The sequence below is a fragment of the Desulfonatronovibrio hydrogenovorans DSM 9292 genome (assembly GCF_000686525.1).
Classification (GTDB): Bacteria; Desulfobacterota; Desulfovibrionia; order Desulfovibrionales; family Desulfonatronovibrionaceae; genus Desulfonatronovibrio; species Desulfonatronovibrio hydrogenovorans.
Map to the genome: position 1 here is coordinate 118,296 of NZ_JMKT01000012.1, position 17,082 is coordinate 135,377.

General features: G+C 53.1%; 17 protein-coding genes. 14 read left to right on the forward strand and 3 right to left on the reverse strand.

The window, feature by feature from the left end; genetic code table 11:
• Positions 1 to 57: 57 nt before the first annotated feature.
• Positions 58 to 954, forward strand: coding sequence for an LOG family protein (locus tag P771_RS0111245; RefSeq protein ID WP_028575216.1), 897 nt, complete (start codon positions 58 to 60; stop codon positions 952 to 954).
• A gap of 51 nt (positions 955 to 1,005) precedes the next feature.
• On the opposite strand, the gene P771_RS17370 is transcribed toward P771_RS0111245, so the two are convergent.
• Entirely contained in the window at positions 1,006 to 2,472 is a 1,467-nt protein-coding gene (locus P771_RS17370) for an NAD(P)/FAD-dependent oxidoreductase (protein WP_051617287.1), read from the reverse strand.
• Positions 2,473 to 2,804: 332 nt separating this feature from the next.
• On the opposite strand from P771_RS17370, the gene P771_RS0111260 reads away from it, so the two are divergent.
• From P771_RS0111260 to P771_RS17375, 13 genes are all read left to right on the forward strand, one after another.
• Positions 2,805 to 3,716: an NAD(P)-dependent oxidoreductase gene (locus tag P771_RS0111260; protein WP_035244388.1), complete on the forward strand. Its 912-nt coding sequence runs from the start codon at positions 2,805 to 2,807 to the stop codon at positions 3,714 to 3,716.
• Between the two features lie 87 nt (positions 3,717 to 3,803).
• Complete coding sequence (locus P771_RS0111265; protein WP_028575218.1) at positions 3,804 to 4,403, forward strand: MarC family protein; 600 nt, start codon at positions 3,804 to 3,806, stop codon at positions 4,401 to 4,403.
• Positions 4,404 to 4,506: 103 nt separating this feature from the next.
• On the forward strand, positions 4,507 to 4,899 hold the full coding sequence (locus tag P771_RS0111275) for a phage holin family protein (RefSeq protein WP_028575219.1): 393 nt from the start codon (positions 4,507 to 4,509) through the stop codon (positions 4,897 to 4,899).
• Positions 4,900 to 4,901: 2 nt separating this feature from the next.
• Positions 4,902 to 5,933: a glycosyltransferase gene (locus P771_RS0111280; RefSeq protein WP_244147323.1), complete on the forward strand. Its 1,032-nt coding sequence runs from the start codon at positions 4,902 to 4,904 to the stop codon at positions 5,931 to 5,933.
• Between the two features lie 153 nt (positions 5,934 to 6,086).
• Positions 6,087 to 7,328, forward strand: coding sequence for an OmpP1/FadL family transporter (locus tag P771_RS0111285; protein WP_028575221.1), 1,242 nt, complete (start codon positions 6,087 to 6,089; stop codon positions 7,326 to 7,328).
• A gap of 89 nt (positions 7,329 to 7,417) precedes the next feature.
• A complete protein-coding gene (locus P771_RS0111290; protein ID WP_028575222.1) occupies positions 7,418 to 8,521 on the forward strand; it encodes a DUF362 domain-containing protein in 1,104 nt (367 codons plus the stop codon).
• Positions 8,522 to 8,897: 376 nt separating this feature from the next.
• Positions 8,898 to 9,200 carry an FmdB family zinc ribbon protein gene (locus P771_RS0111305; protein WP_028575223.1) on the forward strand — a complete coding sequence of 101 codons (303 nt, stop codon included), beginning with the start codon at positions 8,898 to 8,900 and terminating at the stop codon, positions 9,198 to 9,200.
• A gap of 84 nt (positions 9,201 to 9,284) precedes the next feature.
• Positions 9,285 to 10,577 (forward strand): adenylosuccinate lyase, encoded by a 1,293-nt coding sequence (gene purB / locus P771_RS0111310; protein WP_028575224.1) that lies wholly within the window; start codon positions 9,285 to 9,287, stop codon positions 10,575 to 10,577.
• A complete protein-coding gene (pyrE, locus tag P771_RS0111315; protein ID WP_035244391.1) occupies positions 10,574 to 11,149 on the forward strand; it encodes an orotate phosphoribosyltransferase in 576 nt (191 codons plus the stop codon). The genes purB and pyrE overlap by 4 nt, the downstream gene beginning before the upstream one ends.
• Entirely contained in the window at positions 11,133 to 11,723 is a 591-nt protein-coding gene (locus P771_RS0111320) for a hypothetical protein (RefSeq protein ID WP_028575226.1), read from the forward strand. Before pyrE ends, P771_RS0111320 begins: the two co-directional genes overlap by 17 nt.
• Positions 11,724 to 11,734: 11 nt before the next feature.
• Positions 11,735 to 12,994 (forward strand): L,D-transpeptidase family protein, encoded by a 1,260-nt coding sequence (locus P771_RS0111325; protein ID WP_028575227.1) that lies wholly within the window; start codon positions 11,735 to 11,737, stop codon positions 12,992 to 12,994.
• Positions 12,991 to 13,689 carry a hypothetical protein gene (locus P771_RS0111330; protein ID WP_028575228.1) on the forward strand — a complete coding sequence of 233 codons (699 nt, stop codon included), beginning with the start codon at positions 12,991 to 12,993 and terminating at the stop codon, positions 13,687 to 13,689. The genes P771_RS0111325 and P771_RS0111330 overlap by 4 nt, the downstream gene beginning before the upstream one ends.
• A gap of 14 nt (positions 13,690 to 13,703) precedes the next feature.
• Positions 13,704 to 14,549, forward strand: coding sequence for a sugar phosphate isomerase/epimerase family protein (locus P771_RS17375; RefSeq protein WP_051617289.1), 846 nt, complete (start codon positions 13,704 to 13,706; stop codon positions 14,547 to 14,549).
• Here the strand turns inward: P771_RS17375 and P771_RS17380 are convergent.
• Both P771_RS17380 and P771_RS0111345 read right to left on the reverse strand, forming a co-directional pair.
• Positions 14,524 to 15,414 carry an RluA family pseudouridine synthase gene (locus P771_RS17380; RefSeq protein WP_051617290.1) on the reverse strand — a complete coding sequence of 297 codons (891 nt, stop codon included), beginning with the start codon at positions 15,412 to 15,414 and terminating at the stop codon, positions 14,524 to 14,526. The genes P771_RS17375 and P771_RS17380 overlap by 26 nt on opposite strands.
• Positions 15,415 to 15,432: 18 nt before the next feature.
• Positions 15,433 to 17,046 (reverse strand): VCBS repeat-containing protein, encoded by a 1,614-nt coding sequence (locus P771_RS0111345; RefSeq protein WP_150112186.1) that lies wholly within the window; start codon positions 17,044 to 17,046, stop codon positions 15,433 to 15,435.
• Positions 17,047 to 17,082: the final 36 nt, after the last annotated feature.

The window sequence follows — 17,082 nt, forward strand, 5'->3', positions numbered from 1 at the left end:
GGTCAATGATGGTGCAATGTTCAGACGCTATTAATGGAACAGAGCAAGGAGTATTGCATGTCAAAAAGCGGTGATAAAAAGTTGTTCCCTTCAGCCCATGAAGATGCAGCTGCCTCCAGGAGAATCGTACCCACCAGACAGACTGAGTCCCCGGCCTATCGCCTGGCATTTCTGGATGATGAATTCATTCTTCAGGATGAGCTCCGTCCGATCAGGCTTCAATTGGAGCTGCTCAAGCCGGAACTGTTGATGCAGGAAAACGCCATAGAGTCCACAGTGGTTATTTTTGGCAGTGCCCGCCTCAAAGACCGGGAATCAGCTCAGAACGAGCTGAACAGGATCAAAAAACAGGTCAGGGAAGATCCTTCTTCAGCTTTGCAGAAAAGACTGGCAGCAGCAGAGAGGGCTGTGGTCAACAGTCGGTATTATGAGGAAGCCCGGCAGCTGGCAGCCATTATTTCAGAAAACTGCCAGTGTGAGGGCAGAAATACCCATGTGGTCATCACCGGCGGCGGACCCGGAATCATGGAGGCAGCCAACCGGGGAGCCCACGAGGCCGGGGCCAAAAGTATCGGCCTGAACATAGTCCTGCCCCATGAGCAGGCTCCCAATGAGTATATAACCCCGGAACTCTGCTTTCAGTTCCATTATTTTGCCATCCGCAAGATGCACTTTTTGATCAGGGCCAGGGCTCTGGTGGCCTTTCCCGGAGGGTTCGGCACCCTGGATGAGCTTTTTGAAGCCCTGACCCTGATCCAGACCATGCGCATCAAGTCCATGCCAGTGCTTCTTTTTGGCCGGGAGTTCTGGCAGAGAGTGGTTAATTTTGAAAGTCTGGTAGAGGAGGGGACCATCTCTCCTGAGGATCTGGATCTTTTTTCATATGTGGAGACCGCTCAGGAAGCCTGGACTCATATCGCCGGATTCAACGGCCTGGCCAGAAAGCCTGAATAACAGACATGGTTCATGATTCTGGGGGCTGGACTGTTGCCCATGCACAAACTGTCAGCCCTGGACCGGACCAGGCAGGTGATTTGATTTTTTCCGGCTGGAAGTGCCGGTCCGGACCTGTGCATGCCTTCTGGCGATTTCCATGGCCGGGATAAGGCCGGTGGCCGAGGCTGAAACAATGTTTCCGGCCACACCCGGACCGTCTCCAGCTACAAAAAGTCCTTTGATGGCGGTTTCCAGGACATTGCTGGTTTCGATCTGGGTGGCGAAGAATTTGATTTCCGGGGCATAGATCAGGGTCTCCTCGTTGGAGACGCCGGGTACAACATTATTCAGCTTTTCAAGGCCTTCAATGATATTGCAGACAATGCGGCCCGGCAGGGCCATGGCAACATCTCCGCATGTCACGTTTTTCATGGTGGGCTCCACAAAGCTGTTCCGGATCCGGTTCCAGGTGGAGCGTCGGCCGCGTTTGAGGTCCCCGAAGCGTTGAAGGATGGGCCTGCCTCCACCAATGATGGTGGCCAGGCGTCCAATGGATTCGCCGTAAGCATGGTTGTCGGTGACAGGCTCTTCCAGGACCACTTTGGACAGAAAGGCGAAATTGGTATTTTCTGATTTTCTGTCCATATAGGCATGGCCGTTGACGCAGACAAAATTCTGGTAGTTCTCCAAAGCCACGAATCCTCCCTGGTTGGTGCAGAAGGTCCGGGTCTGATCATCGTACTTGTTGGTGCGGATGAAAAAAGTGGGATCATATATAACCTGGCACAGGTCGCGCATTATATCGGCATGGACCTCAACCCTGACCCCCACTTCTATTCCCCGCTGGGAGACGTTCAAGCCATGCCGCTGAGCCAGGGAACCCACCCATTCAGCTCCGACCCGGCCCGGAGCCATGATGACGCAGGGAGCGTGGTAGGTACCCCGGCTGGTGGTCACCCCGGTTACTTCCCTGTTATCCACGGTGATGTCTTTAACCTCTTCAGAGGTATGAAAGGTCACTCCCTGGTCCTTGACGTATTCGGCCATGGACGCGATATGTCCGGGAAGGTTGTCACTGCCCAGGTGTTTCTGTTTGATCAAGAGCAGGTCCAGGCCATGCTTGAGGGCGTTTTTGCGGATGTCTCTGGCCTTGGCCATGTCAGTGGGAAATACCTTGCCGTCCATGTTGAACCGGTTAAATATCTTTTCAGTCTCCTCAATGAGCTGTTTGGCCTCGGAGAGGGGCATGAACTGGGTCAAGTCGGTTTTGCCCAGTTTGTGAATGAAGTTCAGCTTGCCATCGGAAAAGAGACCGGCTCCGCCCACGCCGGACAGGATATTGCAGGGCTTGCAGCGGATACACTCCTGGGTACCGCTGATGGGGCAGGCCCGTTTCCGGGACTGTCTGCCTTTCTCAATAACCAGAACATCAAGGCCGGTGTACTCTCCCAGGTGATAGGCGGCAAAAAGGCCGGCTGGGCCGCATCCGATGATGATCACGTCAAAATTGATTTTTTCCTTTTTTTTCTGGGGCATGGGTTCTCCTGGAAGAGCCTGGGTCAATTGGGTTTTACGATGCGCAGGGTTTCCATGATTGCAGCTTAGCTCTGTGGACACGGGATGGCAAGAAATTAGCGCCAGGAAAAAACATTTTGAACCTGAACCGGCCTGTTTTTTGTGTAGCTGTTGGACACTATTTTTGTTGGCAGCCCGGACCTCATCCGGCCAGGATGCATTTGCAGAGCAGTGCCATTTGTCCGGTTCAGCCAGGTCCAGGCTTGACATTTGGCTGGCAAAGGTGAAGCTTTTGTTCCTTTGAGCAATGAAAAAATGGTTTAAAATTTCCTTAAGTTAAGAGGTGATCCTGCATGACATTGACCAGGGTTTGTCAGAAGCCTTCTCCGGAGAACACCTGCATCGGCTGGGTCGGCACCGGGGTCATGGGGGTGTCCATGTGCAGCCATCTGCTGGATGCCGGTTATGATGTCCGGGTGTTCAACCGGACCAGGGAAAAGGCCCGTCCTTTGCTGGACAAGGGGGCTGTATGGGTTGAATCGCCCGGGCAGGCTGCCCAGGAGGCAGACGTGGTCTTGACCATGGTTGGGTTTCCCAGGGATGTCCGCCAGGTTTATTTTGGGGAAGACGGGCTGCTGGAAGGTATCAGGCCTGGAGGCATCTGTGTGGACATGACCACCACCAGCCCTGATCTGTCCAGAGAGATAAGTCAGAGGGCGGCGGAGAAAAAGGCCTTTGCTCTGGACGCACCGGTTTCCGGGGGAGACGTGGGTGCCAGAAATGGCAAATTGTCCATCATGGTGGGGGGAGATTGGCCTGTCTTTGAAGCCATATTTCCCCTGTTCAGACTGATGGGGGAGAATATCCTGCACCATGGGCCTGCCGGGTCAGGGCAGAACGCCAAGATGTGCAACCAGATCATTATTGCCGGGACCATGATCGGGGTGTGCGAGAGTCTGGTGTATGCCGCAGCAGCCGGGCTTGATCCGGACAGGGTCCTGGGTTCAGTGAGCAAAGGGGCTGCAGGCTGCTGGACATTGAACAACCTTGCCCCGCGGATCCTTAAAAGTGACTATGCCCCGGGTTTTATGATCGACCACTTTATCAAGGACATGGGCATCGCCCTGGAGGAATCCAGGCGCCTGGGCATCTGTCTGCCGGGTCTGAGCCTGGTTGAAGAGCTTTACAAAAAGGCTTCAGCTGCAGGGCACGGGTGCAGCGGGACCCATGCCCTGTACACGGCCCTGCTTGATTCAGGTAAATAATCCTGAGCAGCTAAGGGCCCTGGAACAGCAGCGTTTTTTACTGGTCCTTTGGTCTAAGGCCCTAGGAAAAGGGAAAAGGTTTTTTGAATGGGTTTATTTTTCAGTCTCTGGCTCAAGCTCTTTTTTGTGTTCACCCCTTTTTTCGGATTGACCATGTTTCTGACCATGACCGATGGGTTTGAAGAGCCCCGGCGGAGAAATATTGCCCTGACCACTTCAGTGGCTGTGCTGTTGATCTGTCTGGTGCTCTTTTTTGCAGGAAATCAGATTTTTTCTCTGTTTGGCATTACGTTGGACTCCTTTCGCATTGGTGCAGGGGTCCTGCTTTTTCTTTCCGGCATAGCCCTGGTCCAGGGAAATGCCGGAGGTTCAGCATCAGCTGCCAGCGGAGATGTGAGTGTGGTTCCCCTGGCCATACCCATCATTGTGGGACCGGCCACCATGGGCACCCTCCTGGTCCTTGGGGCTGAGCTGGTTGATCTGGGCTCAAGGCTTCTGGGCTGTCTGGCCCTGCTTTTTGCTGTGGCATCCATTGCAGGGGTACTGCTCATGGGTTCGGCCATTCAGGAACGACTGGGGACCAGGGGCATATCAATCTTGAGCAAACTGACCGGTCTGGTCCTGGCCGCCCTGGCCGCACAGATGATAATGACCGGGATTCAGGGCTTTCTGGGAATTGAGCCTTAACCTGGAAAAAATAGGACCGGGAGGTTTTGGCCCTGAGAAAATCAGCCAGTGGCATAACCCGGGCCGGACATCCAGGAAACATAATATGTAAGAGAGGTGCAACATGCATGGACTGTTGATTCGCTGGCTGATCCTGACCGCGGCCATCCTTATCTGTGCCTATGTCATCGACGGGATCCATGTCAGCGGCTTTTTTTCAGCCTTTGTGGCGGCAGCCTTTCTGGGCATCCTGAATGCGCTTCTACGCCCGGTCCTCATCCTTTTGACCCTGCCCATCAATATCCTGACCCTGGGTCTTTTCACCTTTGTCATCAATGCAGTTCTGCTGCTCATGGTGTCCGGGGTGGTTACCGGCCTGGAGATCCGGGGATTCTGGTCAGCCCTGGGCGGAGCCCTGATCATCGGCCTGATAAGCTGGCTTACCCTGGCCTTTATCAGCGACCGGGGGCGGATCGAGTACATTGAACTGAAAAAACGCCGGGATCGCTGGGAATAACCTTGTCGGTCATATCCAGCAGGCCTGCGGTTTCTGTGCTTATGCCGGTTCGAAATGCCGGCTCCACGGTCAGCCGGGCTGTGCAGAGCATCCTTGACCAGACCCTGGCCGATTTTGAACTGGTTGTTGTGGATGACGGATCAACCGATGACACTCCTGCCATTCTGGCCAGGGCTGCCGGACTTGACCCCAGGATCAGACTGATCACCACTTTGGACAGGGGACTGGTAAAAGCCCTGAACACTGGTCTCAGGCTCTGCCGGGCCCCTTTTGTGGCCAGGATGGATGGGGATGACCTGTCCAGGCCGGACCGGCTGGAAAAACAGTTCTCCTTTCTCCGGGATAATCCTGAATACGGCCTGGTTTCAGGACAGGTGGGTTTTCTGGGGGATAAAAAAAAGAGCTACGGCTACTATCTTTATGTCCGGTGGCTCAACACTCTAAGCACCCATCAGGACATCAGCCTGAACCGTTTTGTAGAATCCCCCCTGGCTCACCCTTCAGTTATGTTCAGAACATCCCTGGCCACAGACCTGGGCGGGTATGCTGACGGCCCCTTTCCTGAAGACTATGAACTCTGGCTCAGATGGCTGGATCAGGGAGTTAAAATGGCCAAGATACCCTGCCGGGTCCTTGACTGGCAGGATCACGAGACCCGGCTTTCCAGGACCCATCCGAATTACTCCATTGAGGCATTTTTCCGGCTCAAGGCCGGATATCTGGCCAGATGGCTGGCCAAGTACAACCCGTTTCATCCCCGGATCTGGATCTGGGGCGCAGGCCGGCAGGCCAGACAGCGGGCTGAGCATTTGAGCGGGCACGGCTGCTGCATTGCCGGGTACATAGATATCAGGGAGAGTCTGGCTGGAAATTTCATCCAAGGCCGGCCCATCAGGCACTACCTGGATCTGCCTGCAAAGGGTGAGTGCTTTATGCTGGCCTATGTGCGCAAGAGAAATGCCAGGCAGGAGATCAGGGCCTTTTTACAAGCCAGGGGATATGTTGAAGGGATTGATTTTCTCCTGGCAGCCTGATTTAATGATTAAGTTATAGTTACTATTTAATTTTTTAAAATTTATTGCCAAAATTCTGGAAAGATACTATGGACTGCAGAATTTTGTGTGATATTAAAATATGCAGTTCATCTGGGCTGAAATTATTGGATTTCTAATTATTCAGGAGGCGGCATGAATTTCAAGACCTTAGCGCTGGCATTGGTACTGGTTGTCTTTGTTCAGGTGGAGAGTGTAAATGCAGCAGGCTTTGCCCTTTATGAATGGGGGGCCAGGGGCACGGCCATGGGCGGAACCATGATCGGCCGGGCTGACGATCCCTCGGCTGTGGCTTATAACCCAGCCGGCATAACTCAGCTGGAAGGGACCCAGACCATGGTCGGGTTTTCAGTGGTGGCACCCCAGGGCAAGATTGATACTCCTGGTGAGACAACCAAAATCAAAAGTAACTACTGGATTCCGCCCCACGCCTTTCTGACCCACCAGCTGACAGATCAGGCCTGGCTGGGCCTGGGTCTGTACACCCGGTTCGGCCTGGGAACTGAGTTTCCAGATGACTGGGAAGGCCGGTACAACAATATATTCACCCGGGTCAGGTCCTTTTCCTTTAATCCCAATATTGCCTATAAAGTGACTGATACCCTGTCCATTGCATTGGGCGCTGAGGTGATGTGGTTTGATTTTTATCAGAAAAAAGATGTGCCTTTTATTGATGGAGATATAAGGGCAAGGTTGGATGGAGACAGTTACGGGGTTGGCGGAAACATTGCAATTCATTATAAACCCAATGATATGTGGGCCTTTGGTTTGACTTACAAAAGCAGGGTCAAGCAGACAATTAAGGGAGATGCAAAGTTTAATCAGACTCCTTTTGCCAATATGCTTGGCCAGTTCGAAAACACATCCGCCAAAGGAGATATTACGTTACCTGATTCATTTGGACTTGGCATATTGTTCAGGCCTCATGAAAGATTGAGTCTGGAAGGGAATGCCATTTATACTCTCTGGAGCACATACGATAAATTGAAAATTGATTATGGAAAGCCCTTGACCCCTGGACAGTCGAATGAAAGAAAAACAGTATCAACAGACAAGAAGTGGAAGGATGTGTGGCGGTTTCAGCTGGGTGCTGAGTACAACCTGAACGAGCTGATAGATCTTCGGCTGGGTTATGTTTACGACCAGATCCCGGACCGGGACAAGTATGCTGATTACATGACTCCAACCAATGACCGGCATATCATCACCACTGGTGTTGGATTCAATTGGGACAAGGCCAGCCTGGATCTTTCATATTCATACCTGTGGTTTGCAAACAGAAAGATAGATGGCAGGGCTGATGATGATGTCCTGGACAGTAAATTCAAAGACGGTCGGACCCATCTCATGGGTATTAGCTTCAGTTACAGGTTCTAGTCTTTTCCGGCATATTTGCCTATATAAAAAGGGAACAGGCCCAGGGGGCTGTTCCCTTTTTATTTTGCAAAACCTTTTAAGGAGCCGGTATGAGCAAGGTGTATTTCTGGAATCTGAGGGCGTCACGCAAAATGCCCTATGATCTGCGGCTGAAAAAGCTTCTTAAAAAGCTGGAACTGGGAGCCATGCTTGAACCGGGCATGCTCACAGCCATCAAGGTCCACTTTGGCGAGGGAGGGACCACAGGCTTTGTTTCCCCCTTGTGGATCAAGCCGGTGGTTGAATTCATCAAAAAGGCAGGGGCCAGGCCCTTTCTGACCGATACCAATACCCTGTATATCGGCAACCGGGGAGAGGCCGTATCCCACCACATGCAGGCTGTTGCCCATGGATTTGACCCGGCTGTGCTGGGAGCCCCGGTGATCATAGCTGACGGTCTTAAAAGCAGTAATGAGCGCAGGACTGACTATAATGGCAAAAAGCTTAAGGAGTTTTACCTGGCCGGGGACATTGTGGACAGCGATTTTCTGGTCAATGTCAGCCACTTTAAGGGACATGAACTGGCCGGGTTTGGCGGGGCCCTGAAGAATCTGGCCATGGGCTGTGCCACCAGGCAGGGCAAGATGCACCAGCACTGCGGTCTGGGACCCAAGGTGGAGGAAAAGCACTGCCAGGCCTGCGGAGCCTGTGTGGAGGTCTGTGCTCCTAAGGCCCTGACCCTGGAGAATAATGTCCTTGGGCTGGATCTGGAAAAATGCGTTGGCTGTGCCTCCTGTTTTCTGGTCTGCAAAACCGGAGCCCTGCAGATCAACTGGCAGACCGATGTCCGGGATTTTCTGGAGCGGATGATGGAGTATGCAGCAGCCGTACTCAGCCTGAAAAGAGGTCTGGCTGTCCATATCAATTTTATATTCAATGTCACTCCGGACTGCGACTGTCCGGGCTTCAGTGATGCACCGGTCTGCGCAGACATCGGGGTTCTGGCCTCCCAGGATCCAGTTGCCCTGGACCAGGCCTGTCTGGATCTGGTCAATGAGGCCCAGCCCCTTTTTCCCAGCAAGCTTCCTCAAGAGACCAGACCTGGAGATGACAAGTTCGGACTCATTCATCCCCGGACCGATGGCGGGTATGCCCTGGAATATGCAGAAGAACTGGGCCTTGGCACAAGGCATTATGAACTGGTCATGATCTGAACCGGGCCGGCTGATTCAGGCCAATAAATTTCTGGACAAAGAATAATCTTTGGGACTAATATTTTTATTTTGAGTTAAGACATATCAAGGAGGATATATGGGAAGCCATAAAAAGATTGAGCGCCACAAGGAGATTGACCGTCGCAGAAGGCGCCGCAAAAAGAGAATGAAGCAGAGGATCAAGGAAGCCAAAAAGGCTGCAGGCAAGGAATAGCCGATTGTTGGCTGCAGCTGGCCGGTCTGGGACTGGTTTTGGCCGGAACAGGCCGGGTCCTCAAGGCCTTTTGGGGCCGGAAAGGGTTGTTGACACAGCCGGATGCGGTATTAGATAGAATTTTTCCAGTTTCTCAATGGAGCCTGTAAGGAGGAAACCAACATGCCCATCTACGAGTACAGGTGCAGCGATTGCCAGCAGGTATTTGAGGAATGGCAGAAAGGCTTTGAGGACAGGGATATGGTCTGTCCAGTATGTGGAGGGGCCTCATCCAGGCTTATTTCCAACTCAGCCTTTGTCCTCAAGGGCAGTGGCTGGTATGTGACAGACTACTGTAACCGCCAGTCCTCAGCCGGCAATGGCAATGGCCAGCCCAAGGCCCAGGAGGCCTCATCCGGTCCGGACACTGCTTCGGGTTCCGGGTCCGGCGGTTCTGGAGCCACAACAGATTCAAGCGCGGATTAATCCCGGAAAGGCAGCTCTAAAAGCTGCCTTTTTCGTATCAGTCTTATACCTTCACCTTTTCCCAAACACACCGAGAATTCTTCAATGATTGAAAGATACACTAGAAAAGAAATGGGTGAGATGTGGAGCCTGGAAAACAGGTTCAGGGCCTGGCTGGAAGTTGAGCTGGCCGTTTGCGAGGCCTGGCATCGCCTGGGGATAATCCCCGGGAAAGACATGGAGAACATCAGATCCAGGGCTGACTTTGATCTGGAGCGAATCCTGGAGATCGAGGAGCAGACCAAGCACGATGTCATAGCTTTCCTTACTGCAGTGGAGGAAAAGGTTGGCCCGTCATCCAGATATATCCACCTGGGATGTACCTCGTCGGATATTGTGGACACATCCAATGCCCTTCTTTTGTTCCGGGCCGGGACCATGATCTCCAGGGGCCTGGACGATCTTCTCCAGACCCTGGCCGGACTGGCCGCAAAATTCAAAGGCCGGCTCATGATGGGCCGGACCCACGGCATCCATGCAGAACCCACCAGCTTTGGCCTGAAAATGACCGGTTTTTACGCTGAATTCCAGAGGCATCGCCAGAGGTGGCAAAGGGCCCTGGAAAATATAAGGATCGGAAAAATTTCCGGGGCAGTGGGCACCTATGCCCATCTGGAGCCTGAAGTGGAACGGATTACCTGCCAGATCCTGGGGCTTGAGCCGGACCCGGTCTCCACCCAGATCATCCAGCGGGACCGTTATGCCGAGTACTTTACCAGCCTGGCCATTATGGCCGGGGGCATTGAAAGGATCTGCGTGGAACTTAGACACCTGCAGCGCACAGAGGTTCTGGAGGTGGAAGAGGGGTTCTCCAAGGGGCAGAAGGGTTCGTCTGCCATGCCCCACAAGAAGAATCCCATTTCAGCCGAGAACTTGACCGGCCTGTCCAGGCTGGTCCGTACCAATTCCTTGGCTGCCATGGAAAACATGGCCCTCTGGCATGAACGGGACATCAGCCACTCTTCAGTGGAACGGGTCATTATGCCTGATTCCACCATTCTTATCCATTATATGCTTTCCAGACTGAATAGTGTTCTGGCCAATTTAAGGGTGAATGACCAGAACATGGACCGGAACCTGAATCTGTCCATGGGGCTGTTTTTTTCCCAGAGGGTTCTGCTGGGGCTCATAGAAAAGGGCATGCAGCGGCAGAAGGCTTATGAACTGGTCCAGAAAGAGGCCATGTACTGCTGGGAAAACAGGACCCAGTTTCCCGAGAGAATCAGGCAGAATGCCCAAATCAGCGAATTTTTCAGTCCGGAAGAACTGGAAAAACTTTTTGATTCAGGTTATTATTTAAAACACGAGGAACTTATCATGACCAGGGTGCTTGGATGACCGATCTGAACCGACTCAAGAAAAAGCTGGCCAGCCTCCTGTATGCCAAATCCTACCGGGAAGGTGACTTCACCCTGACCTCAGGCAAGAAAAGCGATTATTATTTTGACTGCAAGCAGACTGCACTGCACCCTGAAGGCGGCTACCTCATAGGCAGGATCTTCCTGGATATGATCAAGGATTCCTCCCTGGACATCCAGGGTGTGGGGGGCATGACCCTGGGTGCGGACCCCCTGGTGTCCGCTGTTACTGTGCTTTCTCATCTGGATCAGACGCCCCTGCCGGGCTTCATTATCCGCAAGAAGGCCAAGGGCCATGGCACCAACGCCTATCTGGAGGGCATGGCCAACTTTGAGCCGGGATTCAGGGTCTGTCTGCTGGAGGATGTGGTAACTACCGGAGGAACCCTGATTACGGCCTGTGAGAGGGTCAGGGATGCAGGCCTTGACATCCGGGGGGTGATCTGCGTTCTGGACAGGGAGGAAGGGGGCAGGGAAAACCTGGCCCGGGCCGGGTATGATCTGATCTCAATTTTCACCAGGAAAGAACTGGTTCATGCGGCAAAAAATTAGTTTTTTGACTATTCTGGTTATCACTCTGGCAACGGTCTTCCTGATGGGATGCCGGGAGCACCAGGCAGTCCGTTTTTTATGGCCTGACCTGGATGATCCCTATATTGCCGCCACCCATCAGTGGACCAGAACCGGGTCCATCTATTCGGGGATTGAAACTGAAATTATTGTCCACGCCACCCTTAAGAGCAGGGAGTGGATGGATGCCTATGTCCTGAAAAGGGGCGAAGTTTTTGCCCTGAACCAGGCAGAGCAGGAAGAATTGCTGGAAAACATGGTCCGTTCTCTGGACACGGAGCTGGCGATATTTCTGTCCATTTACAGCCCCAGAATGGAGCAGAGCAGACTCAGATTCAACGACCCCCTGTGGTCGGTCTTTATACTGAGTAATGATCAGAAAATTTATCCCCTGGAAATCAGACCGGTGCGAAAACCCCTGGCCAGACTCAGAACCTTTTATCCCTATGTCCATCAGTGGCACCAGAGCTATGTCCTCAGATTCCCTGCTCCTGCATCGGATTCTCTGCAGATGATCATGGCCGGCCCCCTGGGCAGGATTGAACTTGAATGGTGAGGTTAAGTAAGTTGCGCATATTTCTTGTCCTGATATTTTCCCTGATGGCAGCACCTCCTGCCCTGGCCTGGAGCCCGCATCTGACAGCAGACGCCTTTGCCCCGGAAACCCTGCTGGTGGTGGACAAGACTAATCAGAGCTTTCTGGTGTTTTCCAACAAGAGTCCCCTGCGCAAGGAAGAGGCCTGGCAGTGTACCACTGGTCAGGCCCATGGGGACAAAATGGTTGAAGGCGATCTCAAGACCCCGGAAGGTATATATTTTCTTGAGCGGAGACTGGCCAACAACCTCCCGTATGAGCTCTACGGCGAACTGGCCTTTACCCTTAATTATCCCAATCCCATAGACCGGATCAAGAATAAGACGGGCCACAGCATCTGGATCCATGGCCGGGGAAAAGAAGTGGTTCCCTATGATACTGAGGGTTGTGTGGCCATGGACATGGTGTACATGCTGGCCCTGGAAGATCTGGTCCAGCTGCGCAGGACCCCGGTGATAATCACTGAGGCAGTTTCCTGGGAACCTGCAGAGACAATTCCTGAATCCTCCAGGAAGATTGCTGATCTGAGCCGGGAATGGGCCAGAAACTGGCAGATGAAGTCTGACAATTATTTTGAACACTACGATTCCAGGCTCTTCCCCAGGAGCACCGGCCAGAGCTTCAGCCGGTTCAGAAATCACAAGCAAAGGCTTTTCAGACAGTATCCATGGATGGATGTGTATATTGAAGACCCTAAAGTGGTCAAAGGGCCGGGATATTGGGTCAGTTATTTTGGCCAGGTCTTCAAGGCCCCGGGATTTTATTCAACCGGCATAAAAAGGCTTTACTGGAAACAAGACGAGGCCAGAGACTTCAGAATAGTGGGCGAAGAGTGGCGGCCCTATCCTGAGCCTTATCTTGAGCAGCAGTATCTGCTCAGCCGGGAAGGGGAGCTGGTCCTGGTCCTGGAAGAGTGGCGCAAAGCCTGGCTGGATGCCGACCTGGACAGGTACGGATCATTTTACCATGCCCGGGCAGTTCAGAACAACCTTCGGGGAATCAGAAGCATCATTAATCACAAGCAGGACCTGTGGGGCAGGGGCAATGTCCCGGAAACAATTCAGTTCAAGGACATTGAAGTTTCCCTTCTTGACCATGGATTCCAGGTTCAATTCATCCAGAGTTATGCAAGCGTGGAAGGATACTCCGACTTTGGCCGCAAAACCCTGGTCATGGCCCCATTCAAGGATGAATGGCTCATTACATCTGAAACCTGGAGCGAAATCAGGTGAAGGACAACAAGTACAATATCATTCTGATGCGGGATGATACCTCGGTCCGGCGATACCGGCTCAGACCATTCTGGCTTAAGTTTATGATATTGTTGTTTGTTCTTCTGTTTATTGGATCAGGAGCCGGAGGGTATCTGAGTTTTGTCTTTTTTCAGGAAAAAAAGGAGACAGCAGGTCTTTACCAGCATCAGGTCCAGCTGCTTGATGACGCCCAGAGGGAGCTGAAAAGGCTGCGGAATGTCAAGGAAATCCTGGATGGTTACAATGAAGAGGAGCTGCGCTCGTTTTTGACCGGCAACCAGCAGCAGCGGCAGAGTCCTTCGCCCACGGTGGATCTGACCGATGTCTTTGAATTTCAGGACAGGAACATCGTCGGAGTTTCAAATGTCCAGGCCAGGTTCGTCCGGGGAAGGATGCGGGTCCAGCTGGAGGTCAACAACCTGGTCAGCGATCAGACTGTTTCCGGCAGGGTGTATCTTTTTCTGGTCAGACGGGACGGTCTTATGGTTGATCTCAATCTCCAGGACAGTGATCTGGATTTTGCCATTGCCAGGTTCAAAAGGGTGGACACCACCTTTGACCTGCCCGACATCCTGGATCAGGATTCCATCTTTGCCCTGCGGGTCAAGGCCAATGATGACCAGGGAAACACCCTTTACAGTGAAACATTTCCCATGTCCCATATCCTTTTGTAGCCACTGGATGATAAATGACAGGTTTTTTTGTTAATCTCCCGCTGACCTATTTTGACAAGTTTCCTGAATACTCGGAGTATTTCCTGGAGAGCCGGATCTGTCCGGAGCTGGGTCTGGATGCGGACTGCATTGATTCCTGGGAGAAACAGGATAACTCTAAAAGGCTTGATTTTTTTAAGTCCAAGGACCTGAGGGTCGCTTTTCACTTGCCTTTTCTGGATCTGAAGCCGGGAAGCCTGGACAGTTTCATCTGCGGGGCAAGCGCCAGAAGGCTGGTCATGGCTGCTGAGCAGGCAGCCCGGTACAGCCCTGACCATATGATAGTCCATTCAGGCTACCAGCCGGGAGTGTATGATGATGATTATTCCAGATGGCTGGACAATTCAGTATCCACCTGGGAAAAAGTCCTGGATGCGGCTGGTGATGTCCCGGTTTATCTGGAAAATGTTCATGAACAGGACCCCACCCATATCAAGGATGTCCTGACTGAGCTGGGCGGCAGAATGGGTTTTTGCCTTGATTTGGGACATTGGTTCAGCTTTGGCAGGGGCAAGAAGGATCAGGACCTCAACATCTGGCTTCAGACCCTGGCCCCTTATCTGAAACACCTCCACCTTCACGACAATGACGGTTCCTTTGATCAGCACCTGGGCATGGGTGCCGGGGAGATCCCTTTTGTGGAGCTCTTTGCCGGTCTGGAGTTTATGGATATATCCCCCACCTTTACCCTGGAGCCCCACACCACCCAGGATTTTTTCCAGTCGCTGGATTTTATGATCAGCCATCAATACTGGTTCACCCTGCTGGGACTGAAGAAAAAAGATTTTGAGAATCTTAAAGGGATGCCCGGTTTGGGCTGATTTCTTTTATCCCGCTGGTACCGAACCTGCCTGTCCACCCCGGAGGAAGCCTGAATTCATGCCCGGGCCAGGCCAGGTGAAAGCAGTGCAGATACATCACCCCTTCCTGGTTCCTGGGTCCGCCGTAGCGGACATCGCCCATGACCGGCATGCCCCTCTGGGCAAGCTGCACTCTGATCTGATGAGTCCGTCCTGTTTGCAGAGAGATGGCCAGAAGGGTCATTTTTCTGCGCTGGACAATGGGTCTGAACTTTGACCTGGCCTCTTTTCCATGAGTGTCCGGTTTTACCCGGTGGGCTGTCCGGGTCAGGTTGTCCTCCATTCTGGTCCATCCTCCATCCACCACCCCTCTGACCCAGGCCAGATAAGTCTTGTGCATGTCAGCAGTGGTCCAGATGGAGTGGATGTACTCAAGCCACTGAAATGACCTGGCAAAAAGAACCAGGCCAGTGGTGGCCTTGTCCAGGCGGTGGGCCGGGGTTGGCGGAAAGCTTTGGTCAGAAAAGGCCTGGCGGACCCTGGCCACCAGGCTGTCTGAGTGACCTGTGCCTGAATGGACAGGAAGATTACCGGGTTTGTTTAAGACCAGAAAATCCGGGTGGGAAAAGTGGATATCCACTGGACCGCCAGGGGCGGGCAAAGCCGGTTCAGAATTGGTGTGGGGAGGAATACGGATGATATCGCCGGCCAGGACCCGGTCAAAGGGTTTGCAGCGGCGTTTATTGATCCGGACCTGGCCGGTCCGGATCAAACGCATCAGGCCGGGATCTGGAAAGTCCCGGCCCATTTTTCTTTTGAGGTAGGAGAGGAGCTTCTGTCCGGACTCCTGGGGGGTTACCCGGCAATGCTCTACTCTTAATGCCATGTTTTACAAAAAACCAGGTCAGTTGGTCCCTCCCATTCCTGCCTGGTCCATTTTATAGGCCAGGACAATGGTGCTTTTGTCCTGAAGCCCGGTTATACCGGGGTGGGTGTTCAGCAGAACCACCAGTTCTTTTTGCCCGTCTCCGTCAAAGTCGTATATTCCAAAGTCAACGATGCTGGCCCTGATTTTTCTGGTGTTCCAGTGGACGTTGAGTCCAATATCATCCCAGAACAGAGCCCTGATCTCGCCTTCGGGAAAGTTCCGGTATCGGGCGAATATTCTGGACAGGCCGGCATGATGTTTGTGAGCCAGAAGATGGTATCTGGTGCCTCCAGCGAACCGGTAGGGCAAAAGTCTGGTGGGGATATAGTAATAGTCCGGGTCGTGATCGCTGCCCCTGGCCAGGCCGGGCATGGTTCCGTAAACTTCCAGGCCAAGACCTGAGCCTGCGTACTCGTCAGAGGTTGTGTAACGCAGATTATGGCCGGCAGAGTAGACCTTGAGGACGTCGTTTTCAGCTATCACCACCAGGTGGCTGTCACCTTCGGGCAGATAGGCGAAGTTGAAGATGTTGGCATTGGGCGGCAGGGACAGACCCGGACCCAGCTCAGGACCCTGGCTGGTCATCATCACTTCCTGGACTGAACCGGGATTGAACAGCCTGGTTCCTGTGGCCAGCCTCTGACCGACCAGGGCTGGTCTGTAGTTAGGGGGAAGGTTGACCACATTCATGAAAAAAGGAATCCGTTCATAAAGGGTCTTGAACTGATTGTCTTCAAAGCTGAGGATAAAGGTCCTGGCCCGTTCATCCTGCACCGCAGAGACGATTATCTCATCGTTGCCGTCCCGGTTGAGGTCATAGGTATTGATGTTCAGGCACTGGTAAGTGAGGGGGGCTTCATAGGTTGCCACCGGCAGCATCCGGCCCTGGTCCAGCCGATAGGCGTGAACCGCTCGGTCGCCCAGGATGAAAATGGTCTGTCCGTTGTCCTGAGCTGACTTGCCCAGGGCTATGCCTACGCTGGCAAAGGAAAGGGTCTGACTGCGCCACCTGCCGGCTGCGTAAGGATCGTCCTCAAACCTGAAGTGGGGACTGACAAAAACATCTGCCCCTGTTGGGGCCTGGGCAGCAGTCACTTCCTGTTGAATCACCTGCTCAGTTTCAGGGGCTGGCGCACTCCCGGGAACAGCCTGGGTCAGGAGATCGGCAGCCACCTGTTCCAGGGAAGGAATCAGGGCTGCAAGGGAAGGCTGTTTGAGAACCGGGTCAAAGGACCTGTCCGCTGCAATAGTATATACATCCAGGCTGGTCTCCCGGTCCATGACCGTGACAGTGCCGTAGACCAGAAAGTCCGCTCCCAGTTCGGAGCGGATGTCCCGGGCCTGATCAGTGGACTCGGGCAACTGGGTGACCCTGCGGTTCACCTCTCCGGGAGGAATGGAAGAAGTCTGACCGGCCCTGGTCAGCCTGGAGCTGAGCATGGACTGGATCCCCTGGGACAGATACTGATATTCCTGGGGGCCATGGACCTCAAAAGGGAGGACCGCAAAGGTCTTGGTGGATTGGGCCTTGGCCTGGGGGCACAGGAAAAGCAGAAAAGTAATGAAAAACAAAAGTGGTTTAAAGCGCATTATATTTCCTCCAGCCGCATTGCTTTTATTGATAAT

Bases quoted from the DNA above. Each gene is read 5' to 3' on its own strand.
- P771_RS0111345 (WP_150112186.1), bottom strand. From the start codon at position 17,046: ATGCGCTTTAAACCACTTTTGTTTTTCATTACTTTTCTGCTTTTCCTG.
- pyrE (WP_035244391.1), top strand. From the start codon at position 10,574: ATGACCGATCTGAACCGACTCAAGAAAAAGCTGGCCAGCCTCCTGTAT.
- P771_RS0111275 (WP_028575219.1), top strand. From the start codon at position 4,507: ATGCATGGACTGTTGATTCGCTGGCTGATCCTGACCGCGGCCATCCTT.
- P771_RS0111320 (WP_028575226.1), top strand. From the start codon at position 11,133: ATGCGGCAAAAAATTAGTTTTTTGACTATTCTGGTTATCACTCTGGCA.
- P771_RS0111260 (WP_035244388.1), top strand. From the start codon at position 2,805: ATGACATTGACCAGGGTTTGTCAGAAGCCTTCTCCGGAGAACACCTGC.
- P771_RS0111265 (WP_028575218.1), top strand. From the start codon at position 3,804: ATGGGTTTATTTTTCAGTCTCTGGCTCAAGCTCTTTTTTGTGTTCACC.
- P771_RS17375 (WP_051617289.1), top strand. From the start codon at position 13,704: ATGACAGGTTTTTTTGTTAATCTCCCGCTGACCTATTTTGACAAGTTT.
- P771_RS0111305 (WP_028575223.1), top strand. From the start codon at position 8,898: ATGCCCATCTACGAGTACAGGTGCAGCGATTGCCAGCAGGTATTTGAG.
- P771_RS17370 (WP_051617287.1), bottom strand. From the start codon at position 2,472: ATGCCCCAGAAAAAAAAGGAAAAAATCAATTTTGACGTGATCATCATC.
- P771_RS0111245 (WP_028575216.1), top strand. From the start codon at position 58: ATGTCAAAAAGCGGTGATAAAAAGTTGTTCCCTTCAGCCCATGAAGAT.
- P771_RS17380 (WP_051617290.1), bottom strand. From the start codon at position 15,414: ATGGCATTAAGAGTAGAGCATTGCCGGGTAACCCCCCAGGAGTCCGGA.
- P771_RS0111285 (WP_028575221.1), top strand. From the start codon at position 6,087: ATGAATTTCAAGACCTTAGCGCTGGCATTGGTACTGGTTGTCTTTGTT.
- P771_RS0111290 (WP_028575222.1), top strand. From the start codon at position 7,418: ATGAGCAAGGTGTATTTCTGGAATCTGAGGGCGTCACGCAAAATGCCC.
- purB (WP_028575224.1), top strand. From the start codon at position 9,285: ATGATTGAAAGATACACTAGAAAAGAAATGGGTGAGATGTGGAGCCTG.